This window comes from Massilia sp. Se16.2.3, assembly GCF_014171595.1.
Classification (GTDB): domain Bacteria; phylum Pseudomonadota; class Gammaproteobacteria; order Burkholderiales; family Burkholderiaceae_D; genus Telluria.
Window position 1 is genome coordinate 398,537 of the sequence record NZ_CP050451.1, and the last position, 23,168, is coordinate 421,704.

Here is a 23,168-nt window from a genome sequence, read left to right on the forward strand (position 1 = left end):
TCTAGCACGTCGCGCGGCGGCCGGCGCACGTTTGCGCGCCGCTTTTTCCGTTTCCAACACGACGTTTCCAACACGACTATATCGGTAGTCACTTGTCCGAAAAAAGGCCGCTTGCCGACGCCAAAAAGCCGCGCCGTCGATAGCCGGCTCAACGGCAAGAGGCCGGCTCGTGGTAAGCTTCGCGGCTACGCGCAATACGCCATCCCTGCTCGCACTCCCCACTTACACACAAGCAATACATGGATATTCTTCTCGCCATCAAGGCAATCATCATGGGCCTGGTCGAGGGCTTTACCGAGTTCCTGCCGATTTCTTCCACCGGTCACCTGATCCTCGCGGGCAGCCTGCTCGACTTCACGGGCGAGAAAGTAAAAGTCTTCGAAATCGCGATCCAGGCCGGCGCCATGCTGGCCGTGATCTGGGAATACCGTGCGCGCATCGCCAGCGTGCTGACGGGCCTGTTCTCCGAGCGCAAGCAACAGAAATTCGTCCTCAACCTGGTCGTCGCCTTCCTGCCGGCCGCGCTGCTCGGCCTGGTGTTCAGCAAGATGATCAAGGCGGAGCTGTTCAAGCCGGTGCCGGTGGCCATGGCCTTCATCATCGGCGCCTTCGTGATCCTGTGGGTCGAGCGCCGCCACAAGGCCACGCCCGCCGCCGCGCGCATCGAGACGGTGGACGACATGACGATCGTCGACGCCCTGAAAGTCGGCTGCGCCCAGGCCTTCGCCCTGATTCCCGGCACCAGCCGCTCGGGTGCGACCATCATCGGCGGGATGCTGTTCGGCCTGTCGCGCAAGGCGGCCACCGAATTCTCGTTCTTCCTCGCCATCCCGACGCTGCTGGCGGCGACGGTGTACTCGGTCTACAAGGAGCGGGCGCTGTTATCAAGCGCCGACCTGCCGATGTTCGGCATCGGCGGCCTGGCCGCCTTCGTCTCCGCTTTCCTGTGCGTGCGCTGGCTGTTGCGCTACATCAGCTCGCACGACTTCACGCTCTTCGCCTGGTACCGTATCGTGTTCGGCGTGATCGTCCTCGTCACCGCGCATTATGGGCTGGTGAACTGGGCGGAATGAAGCCGAAAGCGAATCCATGACTACCCAGCAACTCGACCAGGACCTGGAGGCGCGCGCGCTGCACCTGCTGCAGACCGTCTTCGGCTATCCCGCCTTCCGCGGGCAGCAGGCCGACATCGTCCAGCACGTTGCCAGCGGTGGCGATGCCCTGGTGCTGATGCCGACCGGCGGCGGCAAGTCGCTGTGCTACCAGATCCCGGCGCTGCTGCGCGACGGCGTCGGCGTGGTGGTCTCGCCACTGATCGCGCTGATGCAGGACCAGGTCGATGCGCTGGAAGAAGTCGGCGTGCGCGCCGCCTTCCTCAATTCGACCCAGACCTTCGAGGAAACGCTGCGCATCGAGCGCCTGGTGCGCACGGGCGAGATCGACCTGGTGTACGTGGCGCCCGAGCGCCTGATGACGCAGCGCTGCCTGGACCTGTTCCTCGATTCGCGCATCTCGCTGTTCGCCATCGACGAGGCCCACTGCGTCTCGCAATGGGGACACGATTTCCGGCCGGAATACATCCGCCTGTCGATCCTGCACGAGCAGTTTCCCGACGTGCCGCGCATCGCGCTCACGGCCACGGCCGACCAGCAGACGCGCGACGAAATCGCCCACCGCCTGCAACTCGACGATGCGCGCAAGTTCGTCTCGTCCTTCGACCGTCCGAACATCCGCTATGCGATCGTCGAAAAGACCACCGGCCGCAAGCAGCTGCTCGACTTCATTACTACGGAACACCCGGGCGACTCGGGCATCGTCTACTGCCTGTCGCGCAAGAAAGTCGAGGAAACGGCCGACTTCCTGAACGAAAACGGCATCCGCTCCCTGCCCTATCACGCCGGCATGGAATACGCCAAGCGCGCCGACCACCAGGCCCGTTTCCTGCGCGAAGAAAACATCGTGATGGTGGCGACGATTGCCTTCGGCATGGGCATCGACAAGCCGGACGTGCGTTTTGTGTGCCACCTGGACCTGCCGAAAAGTATCGAAGGCTATTACCAGGAAACGGGCCGCGCCGGCCGCGACGGCATGCCGGCCTCGGCCTGGATGGCCTATGGCTTGCAGGACGTGGTGCTGCAGCGCCGGATGATCGACGAGTCCGAAGCCGACGAAACGTTCAAACGCGTGCTGTCGGTGAAGCTCGATGCCATGCTGAGCCTGTGCGAAACGCTCAGTTGCCGGCGCATGCACTTGCTCGACTATTTCGGCGAGCGTTCCGGCCCCTGCGGCAATTGCGATACCTGCCTGATCCCGCCGGTGAGTTTCGATGCCACCGTGCCGGTGCAAAAGCTGCTGTCGGCCATCTACCGGGTCGACCAGCGCTTTGCCGCCGGCCACGTGATCGATGTGCTGCGCGGCGTGCAGACCGACCGCATCAGCCAGTGGCACCACGACAGCCTGTCGGTGTACGGTGTCGGCAGCGACCGCAGCGAGCAGGAGTGGCGCGCCATCGTGCGCCAGACCATCGCCCTCGGCCTGGTGACGGTCGACCACGAATCCTACCAGTCGCTGAAACTGACGGACGCCGCGCGCCCGGTCCTGAAGGGCGGCCAGAAAGTGCAGCTGCGCCAGTACCAGAAGCCCGTCAAGCCCAAGCGCGCCTTCTCGTCCTCGAAGGGCTACGAGGAGCTGGAGCTGTCGAAATCGGAACAGGCGCTGTTCGAGCGCCTGCGTTCCTGGCGCATGGGCGCCGCGCGCACCCACGGCGTGCCGGCCTATGTCGTGTTCCAGGACGCGACGCTGCGCGAGATCGCCAAGGTCAAGCCGGCCTCGCTCGAGCAGCTGCGCGGCGTGTCGGGTGTCGGCGAGAAGAAGCTGGTGTCGTATGGCGCCGAGATTGTCGCCATCATCAACGAGATGGTGTAAGGGCCGCGTTGTCCGTAGGGTAGGCGGCTCCACCCGACAATTGGCATCGACGCAACGCCAACGCCGCCTACGCGTTCAACCGGTACATGCACCACGCCGTCGCGGTTTGCAAACGCTCGTTCATGCACCACGCCTTCGCGATTTGCAAACGTTCGTTGAACGCGTGGGCGGCGCCAGCACCACAGTGCATCCAATCGCGCGGTGTTAGCCGCCCACCCTACGGAACACCAGATCCCACACCCCGTGCCCCAATTTGAGGCCACGGTTCTCGAACTTGGTCAGCGGCCGGTAGGCCGGCTGCGGTGCATAGCCCTCGGCCGTATTGACCAGCATCGGCTCGGCACCGAGCACTTCCAGCATCTGCACCGCGTAATCTTCCCAGTCGGTCGCCAGGTGGATATAGCCACCCGCCTTCAGCTTCCGGCACAGCAGCTGCACGAAGGGCGTCTGGATCAGGCGGCGCTTGTTGTGGCGCGCCTTGTGCCAGGGGTCGGGGAAGAAGATGTGCACGCCGTCGAGCGAGCCGTCGGCGATCATGTGGTTCAGCACCTCGAAGGCATCGTGCTGGATCAGGCGCAAATTCGTGATGCCCTGTTCGCCGATCTGCTTGAGCAGGCTGCCCACGCCCGGCGTGTGCACCTCGACGCCGATAAAGTCTTTCTCCGGCATCTGGCGCGCGATGTGCGCGGTGGTGTCGCCCATGCCGAAACCGATTTCCAGGATGACGGGCGCGGTGCGGCCGAAGGCAGCCGGGTAGTCGAGCATCTCTTTCTTGTACTCGACCAGGAACTGCGGCCCGAATTCCTCGAGCGCGCGCGCCTGCCCGGTCGACAGCCGGCCTGCGCGCGTGACGAAACTGCGGATGCGATGTTCGGTAGGGTCGTACAGCATCGTACGGGCTGGGCCGTTGGTTGGCTTCTCTTCGGACATGGAATCGGGGTGGAGGAAAGAACGGCGGCCATTATAGCCTAGCCCTTCCCCCCATGAGCCTGTTGGAGGGGCGCCGCCGTTGCAGGAAAGCACCGGTGTGTGATCAGAAAAGCAATTGCGCGATAATCGATCCATCCCAGCTTGACCCTGCCGAGGCGCTTCGAATGCATGCAACCAAACACCCGATCGCGATCGAAGACAATGTCGCGACCTTTCAATTGACTTCCTACCACTACGGCCAGCCCGGCAGGGGCAAGAAAGTGTATATCCAGGCCTCCCTGCACGCCGACGAGGTGCCGGCCATGCTGGTCGCGCACTTCCTGCGCCAGGAGCTCGAGCGGCTCGACGCCGAAGGCCGCGTCAAGGGAGAAATCATCCTGGTGCCGGCGGCCAACCCGATCGGCCTGTCGCAAACCATCCACGGTACCCCCTTCGGCCGCTACGATTTATCGAGCGGCGTGAACTTCAACCGCGCCTATAAACACGTGGCCGAAGACCTCAAACAATCGCTCGAAGGCAAGCTGGGGGAGGATGCCGCGGCGAACGTCGCCCTGATTCGCGCCCACGCCCGCCGCTCGCTGGAAACCTGGGAGCCGAAGACGAGTGGCGGTATTCTGAAGAAAACCCTGCTGTCGATGGCGATCGACGCCGACATCATGCTCGACCTGCATTGCGATAACGAAGCGGTGCTGCACATGTACGCCGGCGAGCCGCTGGCCGAACAGGTCGGGCCGCTGGCGGCGCTGCTGCAATCGCACGTGGTACTGCTGGCGCGCGAGTCGGGCGGCGAACCCTTCGACGAGGCCTGCAGCCGTCTGTGGTGGGACCTGGCCGAACACTTCGGACAGGGCGTGGCCATTCCTCCGGCCTGCGTTGCGGTGACGGTGGAACTGCGTGGCGAAAACGATGTCGACTATGGCCTGGCGCGGCCGGATGCCGGCGCCCTGCTGCAATACCTGGCGCGCGAAGGCGTGCTCGACCTGCCGCTGGAACCCCTGCCGGCACCCTTGTGCGCGCCGACGCCGCTGGAAGCGGTGGAACCCTTGTCGGCGCCCCACTCCGGCGTGCTGGTCTTCCTCAAGCGGCTGGGAGACCGGGTCGCGGCCGGTGAAGCGGTGGCCGAGATCGTCAATCCGGTGTCGGGCCAGGTGACGCCGGTCTGCCCGGAACACGCCGGCATCTTCTTCGCCAGCACCGCCCACCGCCACCTGCTGCGCGGCATGCACGTCTGCAAGATTGCGGGCGACACGGCATTCCGGGCCGGCAGTTTATTGAGTGCCCGTTAGCGCGGTGCCGCAGGCCGGCGATGCTGGCTTGCGGAATGCTCAGCCGACATGCTGCGATTCCACGTTCCGTGCGATCTCGGCGGCGCGAAGGCGCGCCAGCGCTTCCCGTTCGGCCAGCTCGGCCTGGCGCTGCTCGCGCGCATCCTTGCGGCGCATGTAGGCCACGTTCGCTATACAACTGACGAGCGCAGTCACGATGCCCGCCAGCACACTCCACTCCGCCAGGGTAAAGGAAGCCATGAGCGATCCGAGGGCGTCGATGGTGCGCGTCATATCAATATCAGGCAGCTTGCTCATGGTTTCCTCTCGCGTTGGCCCGTCAATACCCCCTGTGGGTGTTGACATAAGTTAAACTTAGTATAGTTATTCTATACATTGCGGTCAAGTTTTTCTATACTTTTGCGCTAGCTCCAAGTATGCTTGCGCCATGGAACTTAAGACGATGATTGCCAACTGGCTGAAAGAGGCCAGGAAAGAGGCCGGCCTGTCCGGGGAAGCGTTGGGCTCGAAGCTGGCCTTCGAGCTCGGCACGGCGCGCGGCCATACCAAGGCGAATATTTCCCATTGGGAGACGGAGAAGCACAGCCCCAACCTGCAGCAGTTGCTGGCCATTGCCAGGGTGACCGGCAAAAGCCTGCCGCCCGCCATCATCGCCGGCCTGCAGGGCGCGGACCCGGCCGCCCTCGCCCCTGGCGCGATGCGCGTGGTGGTACTCGATGCGAACGACGAGGCATTCGTGCAGGTGCCGATGGTGAAATTGCGCCTGTCCGCCGGCGTCACCGGCTTCCAGACCGAGCCCGAGCACCACGACGGCGGCACCGTCGGCATGCGCCGCGACTGGATCGAGCGTAAACGCCTCAACCCGACGCACCTGATCGCGATTCTCGTCAAGGGCGCCAGCATGGAGCCGACGCTGTACGAGGACGATATCGTCGTCATCAATACGGCCGACCGCAAGCCGGTGCAGGGCGAAGTGTTCGCCGTGAATTTCAACGGCGAACCGGTCGTCAAGCGCATGCAGAAGGATGGCGGCCGCTGGTGGCTGGCCTCGGACAACCCGGACCAGCGCACCTATTACCGCCGCGCCTGCGAAGGCGACAGCTGCCTCATCATCGGGCGTGTGGTGCGCAAGGAAAGCGACCGTATCTGATGAAAGTGCAGGTTACCGAATTCCCCTTCCATGGATCGTCCGCTGTCGTTGCCATCGTCGAATCGCGCTATACCCTGGGTGAGAACGGCAAGCCGGTATTGCGCCAAGTCGCCGCGCACTTCCCCGGGCGGCCCGTGATGCTGGTGTCGGTCGAGCCGAACGGCTTTCGCGCCTATGCGCCCTTCCAGACCGGGCAGCTGCTGGCCTTGCTGCAGCTGGAGGAGCTGAGGCTGCGCGAGATTGACCTGGCCGAGCCGCCGTCCGGAGACGATACGCCGCTGCCGTTCTGAAGTTTCTGCTGATAGCGGGATGCCAGGGTCGATTGTTTAACGTGAGGAAACTGCTAGACTTGTCATTTTTTTAACACCTCAGACACCATGCCCTTCGCCCGTACACTTGTCCGCTTCGTACCCGCGCTTCCGCTCTTTACAGCGAGCGCGAAGGCACGATTCCGGCCATGGACTGTTCTCGTCCTGGCCAACGCATTCTTCATTCCCCTTGCCAGCGGCGCCGCTGACCTGAAATGGGATCTGTCTTACCAGTCGGCCCTGCGTACGCATCCGATTGCCGAGAAGGAGTTCATGCATCACTGGCCGGCGCAACATCCGCAGCGCCCCATTCACCAGCGGCTGGCCGACTACAGCGGCGAAGCGATCGAGGCCTCCCTGCTCATCGAGAGTCCGGATAGCCATACCGGCGACGCCGTGGCGACCTGGTTCGTCAAGACGAAAACGACTGCCCAAAGCTGCCGGCTCTACAAGCAGCGCAACTGGCCATGCGAGCCGCTCGACCCGGCACGCACGGAAGCATTCATCCGCAAGGTCATGGATTTCGCGCCGCTGCGTTTGCCCGCCTCGATCGACAGCGCGCCCAGGTACGACAACGGCGAACTCCTCTCGTTCAATTACACAGGCTTCCTCAGCATTTACCTGCGCGGCCGAGTACTGCAAAGGCCACTCGCCGCACTGGAAATGAGCGAGACCGTGCTCGCGCCCGATGGCATGCGACAGGCCGATATCGGACGCCTCACCCATGCCATGGCCGAAGTGCTGCTGACCCCGGCCGAGTCCCGGAAACGGCAGGCCGAGATCGACCAGCATCTGCGCAGCATGGCCTATGTCGCGGCAATCCGCGCGGGCGATATCGACAAGGTCCGCCGCTTCCTCAGCCAGGGCGAGCCAATCGAGGACCGCGGGAACAGCGATTCGCCATCGATCGCCATCGCGGCCGAGAGCGGACACAGGGCCCTGGTCGACCTGTTCCTGCAGCGGGGAGCGCGGATCGACGCCAGCGAAAGCGCCGCGCTGAAAGGGGCAATCCGTGCGCGCAATGCCGAGATGGTCGAGTATCTGCTGTCCAGGGGTGCCAAACTCGAGCCGCCCAGGGATTCGCTCAACAGCTACGGCAGCGTGTACGAGACGCCGCTCGCGGTTGCGGTGGGTGTTGGGGACACGCGCATGGCGCAATTGCTGATCGACCGGGGCGCCAACGTGAATCCGCCCGAGGGCAGCAATCCGCTTGCCAAGGCCGCGTTGGGGTTCGACCTGCCGATGCTGGACCTGTTGGTCGCCAAAGGGGCGAAAGTAGACACCGTCCAGCCGGGGCTGGTACCGAGGGACAGCCTCCTGATGCAGTTGATGAGGTACAGCGGCGCGCTAGGCCGCTGGCCCGACGACGAGCAGCGACGGCAAGAGATTCTGGAAAAGGAAGCCAAGCTGGCGCCCGTCGTGCGCAAACTGGTCGCTGCCGGTGCCGATGTCAATTACACGGGGCCCGCCTGCCGCACCGCCTATGAGGAGGCGCGCTTTCGCAACAGCGAAAACATCATGCGCCTGTTGGGGGAGCTGGGTGCGGATCCGAAGATGCAGCAGGAATGCCTGGCCAAGCGCCGCAAGCAGCCTGATGGCGGGTAAGCTGGGGAAGAAGAGATAGCTGCCGTGTGCGGCAAAGGTGTGGAGCGGGTGAAGGGAATCGAACCCTCGTCGTAAGCTTGGGAAGCTTCTGCTCTACCATTGAGCTACACCCGCGACTCGTCGCATTCTACGCGAGTTTTCCCGGCATTGACAACCTTGCATCGGCCTTTGAGGGAGTGCAGGCCGCCCCGCCGGGAAGGCCCTCAGCAGGCCAGTTTCGCGTCGATGACCGGCTTGAAACCCTTCTTGTAGGCCACTTGCAGGATGTCGATGTCGTAGCGCCAGTTGGCCTCCACGATCACCGGGCCGTCCTCCAGCACGGCCACGTCCCAGCCCACCGTATGCAGCCCCTCGATCGAGGTGTGCGCCTTCTTCACCAGCTCGAGCACCTGCGGCCAGTGCGGCACCTGCACGCCGACGATCGAGGCGCCCGACTGCGGGTGGATCGGCACGTCCTTCATCGCCGGCCAGGTGCGCGACCTGGAGCCGATCGCCGTGATCATCTTGCCGGTCTCGACATCGACGCCGGCCACCAGGTTGCCGCTGGCGCCATGCGAGAAATTGTCGACATCGGATTCGCCGACGACGATGCGCACGGCGCCCGCAATGACTTCGATTTGCTCGGCCTTGCGGATGGTGACGACGCGGATGGTCGACAGCCCCTTCGACTGGGTGATGTTCTTGATGATGCCGTGGTTCACCAGCTTGGGCTGCACGATCAGGGCGCGCGTAAATTGCAGCGCCGCTTCGCAATAGCGCGCCAGGTCCTCGAAGGAACCGCTGTTGCCGCCGCTCCAGCGCACACCCGAGGGGGTGACGCTCAGCGAAAAGGTGCCCTTGCCGTGCGAGCCGTGGCTGGGCTTGACGAAGTATTCGCCGGGCACGAGCAGGCGCGCCAGGTCGCCTGGTGCCAGGATGTGGGGGATGCTGCTGCCTTCCGGCGCCGCCTTGGTGATCAGGGCAACGATGTGCGCCGTGGCGATGCCGTGGCCGGTGCAATGCTCGAAGAACTTGATCTTGTCGTCGGCCAGCTGGCGTGCTTCGACCGAAGTAACGGCGGCATAGCGTTTCTTGAGCGGCTCGTTATCGAGATAGTCGGACCAGGTGCGCTTCGGCACCTCGGCCAGGCTGTAGAGGGAAAAGAACTTGGCGCCCAGGCCGAGGTTGCGCCGCGCGTACATCGGGCCCCACAGCAGGTGCACGTCGGACAGGCGCCGGATCGATGAAATGGCATACAACTCCGCGCGCATGTACTGCGAGGCGACATCCAACACGTGTGACAGCTTCATCGTAATCCTTCCATTTCCTTGCATGCGGCGCTTTCCGCCTGATGATTGCTTGCGAGAACTTCGCAGCAGATTCGACGATGATGATAACGCATCAACCCGCTTTCACGTCGCGCGAAATGTTTTTTTGGCAAGGATTGCTAGTGGACGGTGGTGAGGCGGCATGCTGGCCGGGGCGGGCCAGCATGCGCGGTCGTTCGAACGGTGACAATCCGCCCCGGGCAGCATGGCTGCCCGGCCTTATTTCGGCGGCTCGACCGTATAGCCGCGCGCCTGCAGTGTTGCTATGACGCCATGCGGGTGCAGGATTTCCTTGATGTGTACGACCGTGAAGGTGCTGGCGTTCGTGGCGAGCGCCTTTTCCGCAGCCGCCACCCACTGCTCGGCGGCGCGCGCGTGCATGTCCTTCAGCTCGGGTTGCAAGGTCGCGACCGAACTGGTTCCGAGGGCATTGCTGCAGGCCGCAGTGCGGTCGGCAAAGCTCAGCTTGCGGATCTCGTCGAGGTCGCCGACCGCCCAGGCGTTGGCACGGGTACGCATCACGTCGACGTCCGTGTCCAGGCTGTCGATGGTCCTGGCCAGGCAAGGCACGTCGTCCATGCTGGACTTCTTGAACTCGCGCAGCGCCTTGACCGGCTGCTTGATCGTCACGTGGTAGCTGGCATCGGTGAATTTCAGGTGGTGTTTTTCGGCCAGCTCGCCGATTCGTTTGCGTACTTCATCCCCGCGCGACAGGCCGGCGTGGCGCAATGCGCGGCTGTACAGTTCGTCGGCGACAAAGGAAGGCCGTTCACGCTCGACGCCCTGATCGCCCGCGAAATATTTTTCCTTCAGGGGCAGCCAGCGCGCATACAACTCGGGCGGCAGGATGTCCCTGAGCTCGCGGCCATCGGGATTTTTCTTGGCGCCGATCAGGAAAGGCAAGGCCGCCACCCCGCTCCAGCCGACGTCGACGCTCACCTCCGGCGGCTTCAGGTATTCCTGGGAGTGCGCGATGATCCTTTCGACCGCGCGCGATTGCCATTCCATCTTGGCCGGCAAGGGCGAATAGGTGCCGAACACCCATAGCACATGCTCGCCCTTCGACACCTTCCACAAGCCCGGACCCGGGCGGCTGCCCGAGACGAGCACGGTCTGGGGCAGGGCCTCGCCGTTTCTCGAGGGTCGGGGCGGCGGCCGGGCTTGCCTGGTTTGCCGCAGGTGCCAGCGCCGCCGGCGTACTGCCGGCCTCGCTCTGCGCCCGGGCCGGCAGGGCCAGCAAGCACAGGACCAGTACGGCCGAGGTGCGTTTCGCCATCGCGGGCCTCATTTCGGCGCCTCCACCGTATAGCCTTTCGCCTGGAGTGTCGCGATGATGCCCTTTGGATCGAGGATATCCTTGATGTGCACCATGGCGAACGTGCTGGTATTGGCCGCCAGCGCTTTCTCGGCGGCGGCAAGCCAGGAGTCCGATGCCTGTTGCGTCAGGGTGTGCAATTCGGGCTGATTCTTTGCCAGGGAACTGCTGAGGACGGCCTGCTTGCAGGCTGCCCGGTCGCCATAGTTCAGCTTGCGAATGTTTTCGATCTCACCCGTCGCCCAGGCATTGGCCAGCTCGCGCGTAGCGCCGAGTTCGCTTTCAAGGCGCTCCATGGTCTTGGCCAGGCAGGGCACGTCGTCCATCGCCGACTTCTTGAAGTCGCGCACGGCCTTGCCCGGATCCTTGATCTTGATTTCGACCGTCGGGTCGCTCACTTTCAGCTTGTGCTTCTTGACGAGCCCCTCGATGGTCTTTTCCACCTCGGTGCCGCGGGTCAGGCCCGCCTCCTTGAGCGCACGGTTCGACAACTCGAAGGCCACGAACGAAGGGCGTTCACGCTCGATGCCGCTGTCGTTGCCAAAATACTTTTGTTTCAGCGGTTGCCAGCGGGCATAGACGTCGGGCGGCAGCAAATCCTTCAGCTCGGCGCCATCGGGATTTTTCTTGACGCCGATCAGGAAGGGCAAGGCCGTGATGGCGCCCCAGCCGACACCGATCTGCGCCAATGGCGGCTTCAGGTATTCCTGGGAACCGGCGATGGCTTTCTCGACATTGCGCGAGCGCCACTCCATTTTCTCGGGCAAGGGCGTGTAGACGCCGAATACCCACATCATGTGATCGCCCTTCGACACCTTCCACAGGCCCGGACCCGGTCGCGCGCCGGAAACGAGCACGGTCTGGGGCGCCTCCTCGACAATCTCGGTCACCGCTGCCGGCGCGGCCCCTACTGGCTCGGGCGCGGCCGTTGCCGTCTGGGGCGCAGTCTCGGCCGTGGCCTGCGACCATGCCGGCAGGCTCAGGGAACAGAGAATCAATGCGGGCAAAACGCGTTGCAACATCGTGACATCCCTTCTGGTAATCGTTGTTGAAGCTATTAGGGGGATTGTCTTTGCATTAAGCAAGATAAGCAAGAAACAAGATGTTACAAGAGCCATATGCATGCCGGGCATCTGCGGAGATCACGGGCGTGCGGGATGCCTGTTGCGTGTCGCCCAAGCGTGTCGCCGCCGCAGAAGCAGCCCTGGGGCAGGTTTGCGATCATGAAGGACCCCGAGGCAATCAGTTCGTGCTGTCCTCGTCCTGACTTGCTGAGCTTGATTCGCGGCAGGCGATGACAGGACGGCCACCAGCGTGATCGAACAGGCATCGCCGGCGTGATGGAGCCGGCAAGAAGCTTGCGATTTTACTGCTTTGCGGCAAAATATTTCCGTACGTCCATCAAGATCCGGCGCAGCCGACCGTTATTCAGACTGATACCGCGCTCATCGCGCCTGCATTTTCCCACCGGATCCGTCATGAAAATCGTCGCTGTCCTCGCCCTCGCCTGCGCTTCGCTGCTGTCCGCCTGCGGCACCCTGCCTTCCATGGCGCACCAGGCGCCCGCTCACCAACCTGTCCTCGTCACGCTGCACGCAACCGGCTACGGCGCCGTCAACACGGCCGCCTGCGAAGGCCAGTGCGACCGTGTGTCGCCGACCCAGCGCAAGCTGCTGGCCATGCGCGCCGCGCGCCTGGACGCCTACCGCGCCATGGCCGAACAGGTCTATGGCCTGCGCATCGAAGGCGGCAGCACGGTTGGCTCGATGGCGCTCAAGGACGATAGTTTCAAGGTGTATATTGACGCCTTCATCCGTGGCGCGCGCGTGACCAAGGTTACCCAGCGCGAAGACGGCAGCTACGAGACGAGCGTGGAGATGGATTTCGACACCAATGCGGCCCCCTCCCAAGCCCGGGTTGCCAGCCCCGCTCCGGCGGTGGCCAAGGCCGCCCGCACCATGGTGGGAGGCGCCGGCCCCGGCGCCGCCTATGGCGCGTCGTTCTACCATGCCCAGTAAGGCCTTCGCCTTCTTTCGCGCCGCGCTGGCGGCAATCCTCGTGCCCCTGCTGCTGGCCGCGAGCGCACTGCCCGCTTTCTCCGCCCCGATCGAAGCCGAAGGCGTCGCCGCCATCGCCGAAGGCGGCGTGGCGAAAGCTCGCCAGAATGCCATTCGCGACGCCCTCGAGCAGCTCGGGCTGCGCAGTGCCGCGCGCGTGGAAGTCGCCGCCGGCGCCAGCAGCCGCGGCACCTCGTTCGACAGCAGCCGCGTCCAGCCGGCCGCGGAATTCGACCGCTACAGCGTCCTGCGCGAGTGGCAGACGGGCCAGCTGCTGCACGTGCGCATCGCGGTGAAGGAAGAAGACGCGCGCCCGCGCGGCAGCGTCAACCTCGCCTACAGGAAGAAACTCGTCGTCACGCCCTTCCACTTGCGCAGCTCACCCCAGCTCGACGACATCGACGGCATCGCCACCCGCCTGCCCCAGGAGCTGCTGCGCCGCATGACGGCATCGGGCAGGTTCCTCGGCAAGGCCAGTCCCTATGTCGTGTCGCCCGGCGCCAGCGGCCCGGCTGCCGACACGGCGGCGGTGCGCCGCATCGCGACCATGCACGAGAGCCAGTTCGTCATCTCGGGCGAGATCGTCGACGCCAGCCGTTTCGAGCAGCCGGCCTATTACGGCCTGTGGAAGCGCCGCGCGCGCCGCATCGAGATCGCCTTCTTCGTGCACGACGGCCTGACCGGCACCCTGCTGGCGCGCCATACGGCGGTGACCGAGCAGCCCGGCGAAGGGACGGTCGGGCGCGACAAGCCGTTCGGCAGCGCCAGCTTCGCCGCCACGCCGTTTGGCGGCGCCATCCTGCGCGCGCTCGACGAAGGCATCGCCGCCATCGCCGCCGACCTCGCTCCCCTGCCCTTCATGGCCAAGGTGGTGCAGGTGCAGGGCGAGCGCATCTTCATCGACGCCGGCAGCACCTCGTCGGTGGCGCCGGGCGACCAGTTGGTCGTCTATCGTGCCGACACGCGCCAGCAGGTGTACGGCGCCGATCCCCTGGTGCCGCTCGGGACCGTGGAAACGCCGGTCGGCACCGTGACGATCGTGCAGGTGCAGCCGGGGTTTGCGATCGGGACGGTGACGCCGCCGGCGGCAGCCAGGCAGGTCAGCGCGGGGGATATGGTGCGCTTCGATGTGGCGGTGATGCCGGGGCGGTAAGCGGTTGCGATGTCTGCCAAACCGCAACGCCGGCTTGACGTAGGGTGGGGTCTTGACCCCACGCGGTATAGCACGCCTGCCCGTCGAAACGGCGGTAACACTGATTCGATCGAACCGACATCACATCTATGCGGCTCGCGATGCGTTCAGGTGGACGCAACCGTGCTATACCGCGTGGGCACAGAGTGCCCACCCTGCGAAGATCGCCAGTGCCATACCGCGTGGGGTCAGGACCCTCGCCGGGCGCCCCCTGTAGGGTGGGCACCTGTGCCCGCGCGGAATGGCACCTTCGCATATCGAGATGCAAGCCCTGGGATGCAACCGTGCCATAGCGGGGGAATCAAGACCCACCCTGGGCCGCCGGCTCTTCCGGCTGCCGCTCCAGCAACTGCTGCGCCAGTTTTAAGCCCTCGACCATCACGTTGAACGCCTGGTGCCGGGTTTCCTCGTCCGGCACGCGCAGGATGTACGAGGGGTGGTAGACCGTGACGACCCAGCGCCCCTCGTGCTCGATTGCCTTGCCGAGCATGTCTCCCAGCTTCGCCTTGCCATCGCGCAGGACCGATTTCAGGGCCGTGGCACCCAGGGCCACGATCACCTTCGGCTTGACGGCCGCCAGTTCCTTCTCCAGCCAGTAATGGCAGGCCTCGACTTCGCGCTGGGCGGGCGTCTTGTGCAGGCGCCGCTTGCCGCGCGGTTCCCACTTGAAGTGTTTCACCGCATTGGTCAGATAAATCGTGCGGCGCTCGAGTTGCGCCGCCTCGAACACACGGTCGAGCAGCTTGCCGGCCGGGCCGACAAAGGCTTCGCCGGCCAGGTCTTCCTGGTCGCCGGGCTGCTCGCCCACCAGCATGATGGGCGCCTTCTTCGGCCCGGCTCCCGGCACGGCCTGGGTAGCGAACTGCCACAGCTCGCAGCGCCGGCATTCGTCCAGTTTCGATGGCTGCTGGCGCTCCGGTTGCGCGTCGAGTGGCGCGATCGGGATGGTGGCGCCGCTCTTGCGGCCCACCGCCTGCGCCTGGCCCGTGCTGCGCGCACCCAGTTCGGCATTACTCACCATGGCAGGCACGATCGCGCCCTCCGGCAGGTTCTTCCAGAAACGCGACGGGATATGGCTTTGCAGCAGCTGCGCATTCACGCGCGCGGGATTGAAGATGCTGCGGTAATAGGTGAGCCAGAGCGCTTCGCCGGTATCAATCAGGTCGGCCGCGCTGCTCATCAAGGGACCGGTGTGGTGCAGCGTGGCGCCATCCCACATCACGCTGGCGTCGGGGGTACCGATCATCCAGGTGACGCCGCCCATGCGGTTTTTGAAATGCTCGGCAACCCGCGGCAGGACGTCGTGGCGCGGTTCGAACCAGGCGGCAAATTGCGGCGGGCCCGCATCCAGGGGCCGTTCGCGGAATCGGATGTAAGCATGCATGTCGTGCTCCTCGCGGCGCACCGCCTTTACCATGCCATGCAGGCGTGCGCCGTCGGCATCGGCCGGCGACTGCACGTCGTGCTCGCCGTGGGTCCAGCGCCAGATGACCCGGTACAGGAAGGCCCAGCGGTCGGGCACGCGGCAGCAGGCGGCCGACTCCAGCATGTCCATGAAGGCGCGCGGGATGCGTGGTTGATGGGGCGGTGCCGGTTTCGGGGACTGTCCCCGGCAGGAACATTATCGGCAGAAGCGGCCGCGTCCGGCGCACCCGAGGCGTCGTCGCCAGGAAGGTCGGCAAAGAGGTCGGCGGCCGCGCCGCCGGGTTCGCTCCAGGTGACCAGTTCCGGTGCCACGCCGTGCATCAACAGGTCGCGCGCGGCGGCGCGCCATTCGGCAAAATTAGCGACGGTCAGCGGCCGCCCGGCGCTCACCGCGGCAAGCCTTGCAGCTGCGGCGGCGCCCGCCGGGTTCATGCCGCCTGCAGTTCCGGCCACAGGTTCATCTGCTCCTGCGGCGCGCCCGGTGGCGCCGCAGCAGGTCGGAACTGGCGAGACCCTGCGCCGGCTTGTAGTCGGCCGTGACGACGAAGGGCGCGATCTTCTTCATGCTGCAACGCAGGCGCGACAGATCTTCCCAGCGCACCCGGCGCAGGCGCCGCAGTTCGACGATGCGCTTGGCGTTGCGCAGGCCGATGCCGGGCACGCGCGCGATCATCTCGGCCTCGGCGCGGTTCAGGTCCATCGGAAAGTGGTCGCGGTTCGACAATGCCCAGGCCAGTTTCGGATCAACATCCAGCGCAAGGTTGCCGGCCTGCGGCATCAACTCGCCGGCGGTAAAGCCATAGCTGCGCAGCAGGAAGTCGGCCTGGTACAGGCGGTGCTCGCGCAAGAGCGGCGGCGGCGCCAGCGGCACGCTTTTCGGGCTCTGCGGGATCGGGCTGAAAGCCGAGTAGTACACGCGTTTCAGTTTATAACTGCCGTACAGGGTTTCGGCCGTGTTCAGGATGGTTTGATCGTCGCTGGCGTCGGCGCCGACGATCATCTGCGTGCTCTGCCCGGCCGGCGCGAACGATGGCGCTTTCGGCTCCTCGGCCTTTTCGTCGAGCTTGCGGCGGATGGAACCCATCGCCAGCTTGATGGTATGCACGTTCTTTTCTGGCGCGAGGCGGGTGACGCTGTCGTGGGTGGGCAGCTCGATGTTCACCGACAGGCGGTCGGCATAGCGGCCGGCCTCGGCGATGAGCAGCGGGTCGGCATCTGGAATGGTTTTCAGGTGAATATAGCCCCTGAAATTGTGCACCTCGCGCAACTGGCGCGCCACGGCGACGAGCTGCTCCATCGTGTAGTCGCTCGACTGGATGATGCCGGAACTGAGGAACAAGCCGTCGATGTAGTTGCGCAGGTAAAAGTCGTGGGTGAGCTTCACCACTTCCTCGACCGAAAAGCGCGCACGCGGCACGTTCGAGGTACGGCGGTTGACGCAGTACTGGCAGTCGTAGATGCAGAAATTGGTGAGCAGGATCTTCAGCAGCGACACGCAGCGGCCATCCGGCGTGTAGCTGTGACAGATGCCCATGCCGGTGGTGGCGCCGATACCGCCGTCGCTGCCGTCGGATGCACGTTTCGGGGCACCGCTGCTGGCGCAGGAGGCGTCGTACTTGGCGGCGTCCGCCAGGATTTCGAGCTTGTCGGAAAGTTTCATCGGAGTGGAGAAACTGTATGGGCGTACAGTATATACCACTCGCTGTACCGACGTCGCGCGGGTGCTTGCAGGTGTTGCGGGGCAGGTACGCGATCGAATTTCCAGACGCCAGCTTTTATTCGCACAGGGTAGCGCGCTCTTTTTCCGGTGATCGTGTTGCAAAAATGAAATTTATAGAAAATAAGCTGCCAATTTGCAATAAAATAACAATAACGAAGTGCAACACGGTTCAAGGACACACATGCACCTTAGGCAAGTTCACCTATTATTTTCGGAGATTCCATGTTTTCAATTCCACGCACCCTGGCCTTCCTTGCTGCGCTGACGATGGCCACGGGCTGCTCGGTCATGCATCCGGTGGCTGACGACTACAGCCAATACCTCGCCAAGAACGCGGGCGAGAGCAAGTTCCAGACGGTCAAGGCGGCCGATCAATACTACCTGCCGCCGGCCACCCAGAACCACCACTACGAGTTCCGCGCGGCGACGACCGGTTATGCCAATGTCTGGGTGATGGAATTCGGCAAGGTGCTCGACGCAACGATGCAATCGAAGGATGCCACCGCCGCCTTCGGCAGCCTGGCCAAGGCCAGCACGGAAACCCAGGGTAGCGGCAACACGCTCGTTTTCGAGCTGCAGAACTACACTTTCGACGACTTCGCCGCCCACGTCACGCTGGCCATCAGCGTAAAGAACGCGCAAGGCGAAGTCTTCAAGCAGACCTATACGGCCCACGGCAAGTCGCAGGGTGGAAAAATGTTCCTGGCCGGCGCCTTCGGCATGAAGAATGCCGTCCAGCAGTCGACCAAGCTGGCGACGGACGAGATCATCGGCAAGTTCATCCGCGACCTGAAGGCATCGGGCAAGCTGGCTGCGGCCACGCAGGGCTGAGCCAAAGACCCGGGAAGGCCGGCCACCCGGCCTTCCCGCACGCACGCCGCACACACGCCTCGCCGGCGGCAGATCCCCAACCTATATCGACGTCAACCATGACATCGAATCAGGCAGCAATTCGACAGGCCAGCACATGATGATCGTCCCCGATTACTGGGCCGAAGCAAGCGCCCACTATCGCCGCAAAGGCAAGCAGGTCACGATCAGGCGTTTCGGCTGGTCCGACGCCAGCTTGGCAGACGCACAACGGAACGCGCAGGCGCGCGTAGCCGAAGCACTTGCCCGCGCCGTCTCCGGCGAACCGTTGCCGCGGCGCGAGCGCAAAGTGCCTTACAACGGCGGCAACGGGCTGCCGATCCGGGAGGAAGTGGTTGAGCGCTTCGGCGAGACCGTCATTACCCGCAATTCGTATGGCGCCCGCTGCCTCAATACCCCCGGAGTACTGTTTGCCGATATCGATTTCTCCGACGCTCCCGGAGGGCGCACGATCAAGGGCACTGCGCTGTTCCTGCTTGCAGCCATTGCCGTCGGGGTGGGACTGCTGGCAGCGGCCGGCAAGAGCCTCGGCACCCTCTGCGCAGCGGGTGTGCTCGGTGCGCTGCTGGCCCTGTTGCTTGCGTACCCGGTTGCGCAGCTTATCCACCGCACAGTGGTTCGGGCCAAGGGGGGACCGGAGGCAATCGCCCGCGCGAATGTCGTGCGCTTCCTGGGCACGCGTCCCGACTGGCTGGTGCATCTCTACCGCACGCCCGCCGGCTTGCGCCTGCTCGCCACCCACCGGCTGTTCGATCCGCTGGAAGCCGAAGTCGCCGAATGCTTTCGGGCATTGGGCACCGACCCGGTGTACGTGTCCATGTGTCTGAACCAGCACTGCTTCCGGGCACGTGTATCGGCCAAACCATGGCGCATCGGCATCGGGGGCCATCTCAAGCCACGGCCCGGCACCTGGCCGGTCGCGCCCGAGCGGCTGCCGCAGCGACGCGAATGGCTGGAACGCTACGACCGCGCCGCCGCGGGCTTTGCCGCCTGCCGCTTCATCGAGTCGATCGGCAAGGGCGTGAGCCTACCTGCCGCGCAAGCGGTGCAAGCGCTGCACGATGAACTGTGCCAGGCCCGTTCCAAGCTGCCCATTGCCTGAACCGGGCTATTGCATCGGCTGGCGCAACAGGTGCCGGAGGCGGCCGGACTGACGCTGCCGCCCAGGCGCTTCTGCCGCCCCCGTGCCGCATGCGGCTTCCCTTCTTCGCATCCACAGGTTCGCCACCGGGCGCGGCATCGTTCCGGCTAGCCGGCCTGCCCCAGGCGCTCCTGTACCCGCTCCCACTCCTGCACAGCCATCCGCGCCACGACCCGCTTCAGGTAGGCTCCCGCCCCCGGCACGCCTGCATCAGCCGCACTTGCCAGCCAGCCGTAAGCCTCGACCGGGTCGCGCGCCGTGCCCTGCCCCGTCGCACACATCACCCCGACATTGAACCGGGCACGCGCATGGCCCCGGCGCGCGGCGCATGCGTACCAGTGAAAGGCGGCCACGTAATCGCGCGCCACGCCATGGGCGCTGTCGTAACGCAGGCCAAGCGCGAACTGGGCCGGCGCATGGCCGCCCTCGGCCGCGCGCAGGTACCAGCGCACCGCCTCGAACGGATCGGCGGTCCCGTCGCGTTCGAGCAGCACGCCCACCATGTGCTGCGCCGGCGCGTAGTCCTGCTCGGCCGCGCGCCGGTACCAGTGCAAGGCCTGCACCGCGTCCACGGGCACGCCGCTGCCGGATTCGAAACGCAGGCCGAGGTCGAACTGGGCGCGCAGGTGGCCCTGTTCGGCCGCGCGCAGGTAGCAGGCGGCCGCCTGGGCCGGATCGTGCGCGACGCCCTTGCCGGCATCGTGGAGCTGGCCCGGTGGTAATGCGCGGCCGGCAAATCCCGGGCCGCGGCCCGGCGATACCAGTGCGCTGCCTGCGCCGCGTCGCGTTCGACGCCCTGCCCGTGCTCGTAGCGCAGGCCCGGGTTGTCCTGGGCCGCCGCATGGCCCCTGTTCGGCCGCGCGCCGGTACCAGCGCAGCGCCGCCGCCTCGTCGCGTGGCACGCCGCTGCCGCTGTCGTGGATCAGCGCAAGGTTGAACTGCGAGCTGGCATGTCCCTGTTCGGCGGCGCGTTCGTACCAATGAATCGCCTGCAGGCTGTCCTGCGCCAGGTCTTGCCCCCTTGTCGTAGCGCAGCGCGAGGTTGAACTGGGCCGGGGCATGGCCCTGGCCGGCGGCGCGGCGCAGCCATTCGATCGCCTGGGCGGGATCCCGGGCCATGCCCGGCCGCTGTCGTAGCGCAGCGCCAGCGCGAACTGCGCACGCGCATAACCCTGCTCGGCGGCGCGCCGGTACCAGCCCAGTGCCACATCGAGGTCCTGGGCCACGCCCTTGCCGCCTTCGTACATCATGCCCCGGGTTGTGCTGGGCGCCGGCGTCGCCGCGCGCGGCCGCCTGGCCGAACCAGTGCAGCGCCTGCTGGATGTCGACGCGGGTGCCCTGGCCCTTGGCGTGCATCCAGCCCAGGTTGTACTGGGCCTGCACATAGCCCTGCTCGGCCGCGCAGCCATACCAGTAGCGCGCCTGCTCCAGGTCCTGCGGCACGCCCTGTCCCTTCTGGTACATGAGGCCGAGGTTGTACTGGGCCTGCTCGAAGCCCGCGCTGGCCGCCATGCGGTACCAGGCGACCGCCAGTTCGTCGCTCCGCTCGACGCCCTGGCCATTCACGTACATGAAGCCCGGGCTGTGCTGGGCGCTGGCGACGCCGCGTTCGGCCAGGGCCTTCAGGCGTGCGAACTCGGCGCGCTGGAAGGCGGCCTTGTCACGGTTCCCGGCGCCTGTGTCAGGCACGGTGGCGGCGTCCATCGACGGCTCAGGCGCTCAGTGCGCGGACTTCCGCGGCGCCGGCGTTCGCCCCTGCGCGCGCAGCACGCCGATGAAACTGGTCAGCGAGATCGGGCGGTGGAACAGGTAGCCCTGCATGGTCTCGCAGCCGTTGGCGCGCAGGTAGTCGGCCTGGATTTCGGTCTCGACGCCCTCGGCGATCAGGTGCAGGCCGAGCCCGCGCGCGATCGAGATGATCGCCAGGATCACCGGATAGTGGCCGTCCGCGTCATGGATCTCCTTGACGAAGGACTGGTCGATCTTCATCGTGTGGATCGGGAAGCGGTGCAGGTAGGACAGCGAGGAATATCCCGTGCCGAAGTCGTCGATCGCCACCGACACGCCCAGCTGGCACAGTTTGTTCAGCTGCTCGATCGCGTACTGCGGGTTGCGGATGCAGATGTTCTCGGTGATCTCGACCTCGATCTGGCCAGGGGAAATCCCGTAGCGCACCAGCGCATCGCGCATCTTCTCGAAAAAGTCGCCGCGATCGAGGTATTGCGGCGACAGGTTCAGCGACAGGCGCACCGCCTGGCCACTCACCAGATTCCATTGCAGCATGTCGCGGCACAGGGCGACGATCATCCAGTCCGAGATCGGCAGCATCAGGCCGTTCTCTTCGGCGAAGGGTAAAAATTCGCCGGCCGACAGCAGGCCGCGGGTCGGGTGGTTCCAGCGCATCAGCGCCTCGGCGCCGATGATGCGGCCGCTGCCCGAGTCGATCTGCGGCTGGTAGTACATCTCCAGTTCGCCATGCTCGAGCGCGCGGCGCAGCGACTGCTCGAGCGCGATCTTCTGGTGCGACACGTCGAGCATCGAGTCGTGATAGAAGCTGTGACCGTTCTTGCCCAGCGCCTTGACCTGGTACATGGCGATGTCGGCGTGGCGCAGCAGCTCGTCGATCGATTCGCCGTCGCCGGGATAGATGGCGATGCCGATCGAGGCCGAGATGTGCACCTCGTGGCCATCGAGATCGAACGGACGCTGCAGGCTTTCCAGGAATTTGTCGGCGATGATGCGGGCGTCGTCGCGGTCGCGCAGTTCCGGCAGCACGATGGTGAATTCGTCGCCGCCCTGGCGCGCGATGGTATCGCCCTTGCGCAGGCATCCCTTCAGGCGCAGCGCGGCCTGCTGCAGCAGCTCGTCGCCTTTGACATGGCCGAGGGTGTCGTTCACCAGCTTGAAGCGGTCGAGGTCGATGAACATGACCGCGAGCTCGGTCTGCTTGCGCTTGGCCTGGATTACGGCCAGGCCCAGGCGGTCCTTGAACAGGATGCGGTTCGGCAGGTCGGTCAGGATGTCGTGGTAGGCCTGGTAGGAGATGACTTCCTCGGCGCGCTTCCTGTCGGTGATGTCGCGCGCCACGCCATAGGTGCCGAAGAACTCGAGCTTCTTCACCTCGCTGTCGGGCACGTGCATGCCGATCGAGTTCAGCGAGATCGTCATCAGCGTGTTGTTGAAGGTGCGGTCACCGCCGCTACTGCGGGCACCGCGGCACTTCAGGCGCAGCTCGACGTTGCGCGAGGCGCGTTCGTCGACCCTTCTCTCGTTGAACACGTAGCGCGCGCGCTCCAGGTCTTCCTCGTGCACCAGGATCGAGTAGTGCTTGCCGATCAGTTCATCGCGCGTAAAGCCCAGCAGCTGGTAGGCGCGGTCGTTCACGAAGGTGAAGCGGCCTTCGTGGTTCAGCGTGTAGATGATGTCCGGCGAGCTGTCCACCAGGTAGCGGTACATCTTTTCGGAGTTCTCGAGCTGCTGCGCGATGCGGGTGTTGTCAAGGGCCAGGCGGCGCTGCCGCAGCGCGTTGCCGACCGTTTTGAGCAGTTCCTCGCGGCTGTAGGGCTTGCGCAGGTAGTCGTAGGCACCGCGTTTCAGGGCGCCGATGGCAGCGTCGATGCCGACTTCGCCGCTCATGACGATGACGTCGGCGCCGACGCCGCGCTCGTTCATGAAGTCCATGATCTCGTGGCCGCCGATGTCGGGCAGGCGCAGGTCGAGCAGGACCAGGTCGAAACGGCTGCGCGACAGGTGGGCGATCGCCTCGGTACCGGAGCCGGCGGTCGTCAGGTGGAAGCCGCGGCCCTTCAGCAGTTCGTGGAGCGAGGCGAGCAGGCGCGGCTCGTCGTCGACCAGCAGCAGGCGTGCTTCGTTTCCGGAATCAAGCTGCCCGCTGGCGCTACCCGGGTCGCCGCTGGCGGAATAAACGTTCATCATG

18 protein-coding genes, 1 tRNA gene and 4 pseudogenes are annotated in these 23,168 nt (G+C 65.1%); 10 read left to right on the forward strand and 13 right to left on the reverse strand.

From position 1 onward, the window contains the following. Positions 1 to 239 precede the first annotated feature (239 nt). Positions 240 to 1,073, forward strand: coding sequence for an undecaprenyl-diphosphate phosphatase (locus G4G31_RS01920; protein ID WP_182990069.1), 834 nt, complete (start codon positions 240 to 242; stop codon positions 1,071 to 1,073). 16 nt (positions 1,074 to 1,089) lie between these two features. Then, on the forward strand, positions 1,090 to 2,925 hold the full coding sequence (recQ, locus tag G4G31_RS01925; RefSeq protein WP_182990070.1) for a DNA helicase RecQ: 1,836 nt from the start codon (positions 1,090 to 1,092) through the stop codon (positions 2,923 to 2,925). A 204-nt stretch (positions 2,926 to 3,129) separates the two neighbouring features. Here recQ and trmB read toward each other — a convergent pair whose 3' ends face one another. Beyond that, a complete protein-coding gene (gene trmB, locus G4G31_RS01930; RefSeq protein ID WP_182991643.1) occupies positions 3,130 to 3,816 on the reverse strand; it encodes a tRNA (guanosine(46)-N7)-methyltransferase TrmB in 687 nt (228 codons plus the stop codon). 203 nt (positions 3,817 to 4,019) lie between these two features. On the opposite strand from trmB, the gene G4G31_RS01935 reads away from it, so the two are divergent. Then, on the forward strand, positions 4,020 to 5,141 hold the full coding sequence (locus tag G4G31_RS01935; protein WP_182990071.1) for a succinylglutamate desuccinylase/aspartoacylase family protein: 1,122 nt from the start codon (positions 4,020 to 4,022) through the stop codon (positions 5,139 to 5,141). A gap of 39 nt (positions 5,142 to 5,180) precedes the next feature. On the opposite strand, the gene G4G31_RS01940 is transcribed toward G4G31_RS01935, so the two are convergent. Continuing rightward, positions 5,181 to 5,438, reverse strand: coding sequence for an HP1 family phage holin (locus tag G4G31_RS01940; RefSeq protein WP_182990072.1), 258 nt, complete (start codon positions 5,436 to 5,438; stop codon positions 5,181 to 5,183). A gap of 130 nt (positions 5,439 to 5,568) precedes the next feature. Here G4G31_RS01940 and G4G31_RS01945 point away from each other — a divergent pair, with 130 nt between their 5' ends. The 3 genes from G4G31_RS01945 to G4G31_RS01955 all read left to right on the forward strand — a co-directional run bounded on the left by G4G31_RS01945 (position 5,569) and on the right by G4G31_RS01955 (position 8,204). Then, positions 5,569 to 6,291 (forward strand): XRE family transcriptional regulator, encoded by a 723-nt coding sequence (locus G4G31_RS01945; RefSeq protein WP_182990073.1) that lies wholly within the window; start codon positions 5,569 to 5,571, stop codon positions 6,289 to 6,291. After that, on the forward strand, positions 6,291 to 6,581 hold the full coding sequence (locus G4G31_RS01950; protein ID WP_182990074.1) for a hypothetical protein: 291 nt from the start codon (positions 6,291 to 6,293) through the stop codon (positions 6,579 to 6,581). The genes G4G31_RS01945 and G4G31_RS01950 overlap by 1 nt, the downstream gene beginning before the upstream one ends. An 87-nt stretch (positions 6,582 to 6,668) precedes the next feature. After that, on the forward strand, positions 6,669 to 8,204 hold the full coding sequence (locus G4G31_RS01955; protein ID WP_182990075.1) for an ankyrin repeat domain-containing protein: 1,536 nt from the start codon (positions 6,669 to 6,671) through the stop codon (positions 8,202 to 8,204). A 40-nt stretch (positions 8,205 to 8,244) separates the two neighbouring features. On the opposite strand, the gene G4G31_RS01960 is transcribed toward G4G31_RS01955, so the two are convergent. The 4 genes from G4G31_RS01960 to G4G31_RS01975 all read right to left on the reverse strand — a co-directional run bounded on the left by G4G31_RS01960 (position 8,245) and on the right by G4G31_RS01975 (position 11,848). Further along, positions 8,245 to 8,318 (reverse strand) — tRNA-Gly (locus tag G4G31_RS01960). An 89-nt stretch (positions 8,319 to 8,407) separates the two neighbouring features. Continuing rightward, positions 8,408 to 9,493, reverse strand: a complete 1,086-nt coding sequence (locus G4G31_RS01965) for a sugar-transfer associated ATP-grasp domain-containing protein (protein ID WP_182990076.1) — start codon at positions 9,491 to 9,493, stop codon at positions 8,408 to 8,410. Positions 9,494 to 9,730: 237 nt separating this feature from the next. After that, positions 9,731 to 10,621: a TraB/GumN family protein gene (locus G4G31_RS01970; RefSeq protein WP_182990077.1), complete on the reverse strand. Its 891-nt coding sequence runs from the start codon at positions 10,619 to 10,621 to the stop codon at positions 9,731 to 9,733. 174 nt (positions 10,622 to 10,795) lie between these two features. Further along, a complete protein-coding gene (locus G4G31_RS01975) occupies positions 10,796 to 11,848 on the reverse strand; it encodes a TraB/GumN family protein (RefSeq protein WP_182990078.1) in 1,053 nt (350 codons plus the stop codon). A gap of 456 nt (positions 11,849 to 12,304) precedes the next feature. Here G4G31_RS01975 and G4G31_RS01980 point away from each other — a divergent pair, with 456 nt between their 5' ends. Both G4G31_RS01980 and G4G31_RS01985 read left to right on the forward strand, forming a co-directional pair. Further along, positions 12,305 to 12,844 (forward strand): LPP20 family lipoprotein, encoded by a 540-nt coding sequence (locus tag G4G31_RS01980; RefSeq protein WP_182990079.1) that lies wholly within the window; start codon positions 12,305 to 12,307, stop codon positions 12,842 to 12,844. Beyond that, the gene (locus G4G31_RS01985) at positions 12,834 to 14,036 is read left to right on the forward strand and encodes a flagellar assembly protein T N-terminal domain-containing protein (protein ID WP_182990080.1); all 1,203 of its coding nucleotides are present in this window, start codon (positions 12,834 to 12,836) and stop codon (positions 14,034 to 14,036) included. Before G4G31_RS01980 ends, G4G31_RS01985 begins: the two co-directional genes overlap by 11 nt. A 340-nt stretch (positions 14,037 to 14,376) precedes the next feature. Here G4G31_RS01985 and G4G31_RS01990 read toward each other — a convergent pair whose 3' ends face one another. Together G4G31_RS01990 and G4G31_RS01995 are read right to left on the reverse strand one after the other, a co-directional pair. Then, positions 14,377 to 15,630, reverse strand: a complete 1,254-nt coding sequence (locus G4G31_RS01990; RefSeq protein WP_229425276.1) for a UdgX family uracil-DNA binding protein — start codon at positions 15,628 to 15,630, stop codon at positions 14,377 to 14,379. Positions 15,631 to 15,928: 298 nt separating this feature from the next. Further along, positions 15,929 to 17,160 (reverse strand): annotated as a pseudogene (locus tag G4G31_RS01995) (putative DNA modification/repair radical SAM protein). Between the two features lie 282 nt (positions 17,161 to 17,442). Between G4G31_RS01995 and G4G31_RS02000 the strand changes: the two are divergent. Together G4G31_RS02000 and G4G31_RS02005 are read left to right on the forward strand one after the other, a co-directional pair. Beyond that, complete coding sequence (locus G4G31_RS02000) at positions 17,443 to 18,051, forward strand: hypothetical protein (protein WP_202033703.1); 609 nt, start codon at positions 17,443 to 17,445, stop codon at positions 18,049 to 18,051. A 136-nt stretch (positions 18,052 to 18,187) separates the two neighbouring features. Then, the gene (locus G4G31_RS02005; RefSeq protein WP_229425277.1) at positions 18,188 to 19,192 is read left to right on the forward strand and encodes a hypothetical protein; all 1,005 of its coding nucleotides are present in this window, start codon (positions 18,188 to 18,190) and stop codon (positions 19,190 to 19,192) included. A 146-nt stretch (positions 19,193 to 19,338) separates the two neighbouring features. On the opposite strand, the gene G4G31_RS28795 is transcribed toward G4G31_RS02005, so the two are convergent. From G4G31_RS28795 to G4G31_RS02015, 5 genes and pseudogenes are all read right to left on the reverse strand, one after another. Beyond that, a complete protein-coding gene (locus G4G31_RS28795; protein ID WP_374011339.1) occupies positions 19,339 to 19,995 on the reverse strand; it encodes a tetratricopeptide repeat protein in 657 nt (218 codons plus the stop codon). Positions 19,996 to 20,124: 129 nt separating this feature from the next. Then, positions 20,125 to 20,292: pseudogene (locus tag G4G31_RS28800) on the reverse strand (tetratricopeptide repeat protein); the annotation flags it as partial. Between the two features lie 144 nt (positions 20,293 to 20,436). Next, positions 20,437 to 20,640: pseudogene (locus tag G4G31_RS28805) on the reverse strand (hypothetical protein); the annotation flags it as partial. Further along, positions 20,555 to 20,935: pseudogene (locus tag G4G31_RS24910) on the reverse strand (tetratricopeptide repeat protein); the annotation flags it as partial. The pseudogenes G4G31_RS28805 and G4G31_RS24910, both read right to left, overlap by 86 nt. Before the next feature lie 15 nt (positions 20,936 to 20,950). Next, positions 20,951 to 23,164 (reverse strand): EAL domain-containing protein, encoded by a 2,214-nt coding sequence (locus G4G31_RS02015; RefSeq protein WP_182990082.1) that lies wholly within the window; start codon positions 23,162 to 23,164, stop codon positions 20,951 to 20,953. Between the last annotated feature and the right edge of the window lie 4 nt (positions 23,165 to 23,168).

Coding starts and splice junctions, on each gene's coding strand:
- G4G31_RS02000 (WP_202033703.1), top strand. CDS start 17,443: ATGTTTTCAATTCCACGCACCCTGGCCTTCCTTGCTGCGCTGACGATG.
- G4G31_RS01935 (WP_182990071.1), top strand. CDS start 4,020: ATGCATGCAACCAAACACCCGATCGCGATCGAAGACAATGTCGCGACC.
- G4G31_RS01950 (WP_182990074.1), top strand. CDS start 6,291: ATGAAAGTGCAGGTTACCGAATTCCCCTTCCATGGATCGTCCGCTGTC.
- G4G31_RS01980 (WP_182990079.1), top strand. CDS start 12,305: ATGAAAATCGTCGCTGTCCTCGCCCTCGCCTGCGCTTCGCTGCTGTCC.
- G4G31_RS01955 (WP_182990075.1), top strand. CDS start 6,669: ATGCCCTTCGCCCGTACACTTGTCCGCTTCGTACCCGCGCTTCCGCTC.
- G4G31_RS01965 (WP_182990076.1), bottom strand. CDS start 9,493: ATGAAGCTGTCACACGTGTTGGATGTCGCCTCGCAGTACATGCGCGCG.
- trmB (WP_182991643.1), bottom strand. CDS start 3,816: ATGCTGTACGACCCTACCGAACATCGCATCCGCAGTTTCGTCACGCGC.
- G4G31_RS01975 (WP_182990078.1), bottom strand. CDS start 11,848: ATGTTGCAACGCGTTTTGCCCGCATTGATTCTCTGTTCCCTGAGCCTG.
- recQ (WP_182990070.1), top strand. CDS start 1,090: ATGACTACCCAGCAACTCGACCAGGACCTGGAGGCGCGCGCGCTGCAC.
- G4G31_RS01940 (WP_182990072.1), bottom strand. CDS start 5,438: ATGAGCAAGCTGCCTGATATTGATATGACGCGCACCATCGACGCCCTC.
- G4G31_RS01920 (WP_182990069.1), top strand. CDS start 240: ATGGATATTCTTCTCGCCATCAAGGCAATCATCATGGGCCTGGTCGAG.
- G4G31_RS01985 (WP_182990080.1), top strand. CDS start 12,834: ATGCCCAGTAAGGCCTTCGCCTTCTTTCGCGCCGCGCTGGCGGCAATC.
- G4G31_RS02015 (WP_182990082.1), bottom strand. CDS start 23,164: ATGAACGTTTATTCCGCCAGCGGCGACCCGGGTAGCGCCAGCGGGCAG.
- G4G31_RS01945 (WP_182990073.1), top strand. CDS start 5,569: ATGGAACTTAAGACGATGATTGCCAACTGGCTGAAAGAGGCCAGGAAA.
- G4G31_RS01990 (WP_229425276.1), bottom strand. CDS start 15,630: ATGGACATGCTGGAGTCGGCCGCCTGCTGCCGCGTGCCCGACCGCTGG.
- G4G31_RS02005 (WP_229425277.1), top strand. CDS start 18,188: ATGATGATCGTCCCCGATTACTGGGCCGAAGCAAGCGCCCACTATCGC.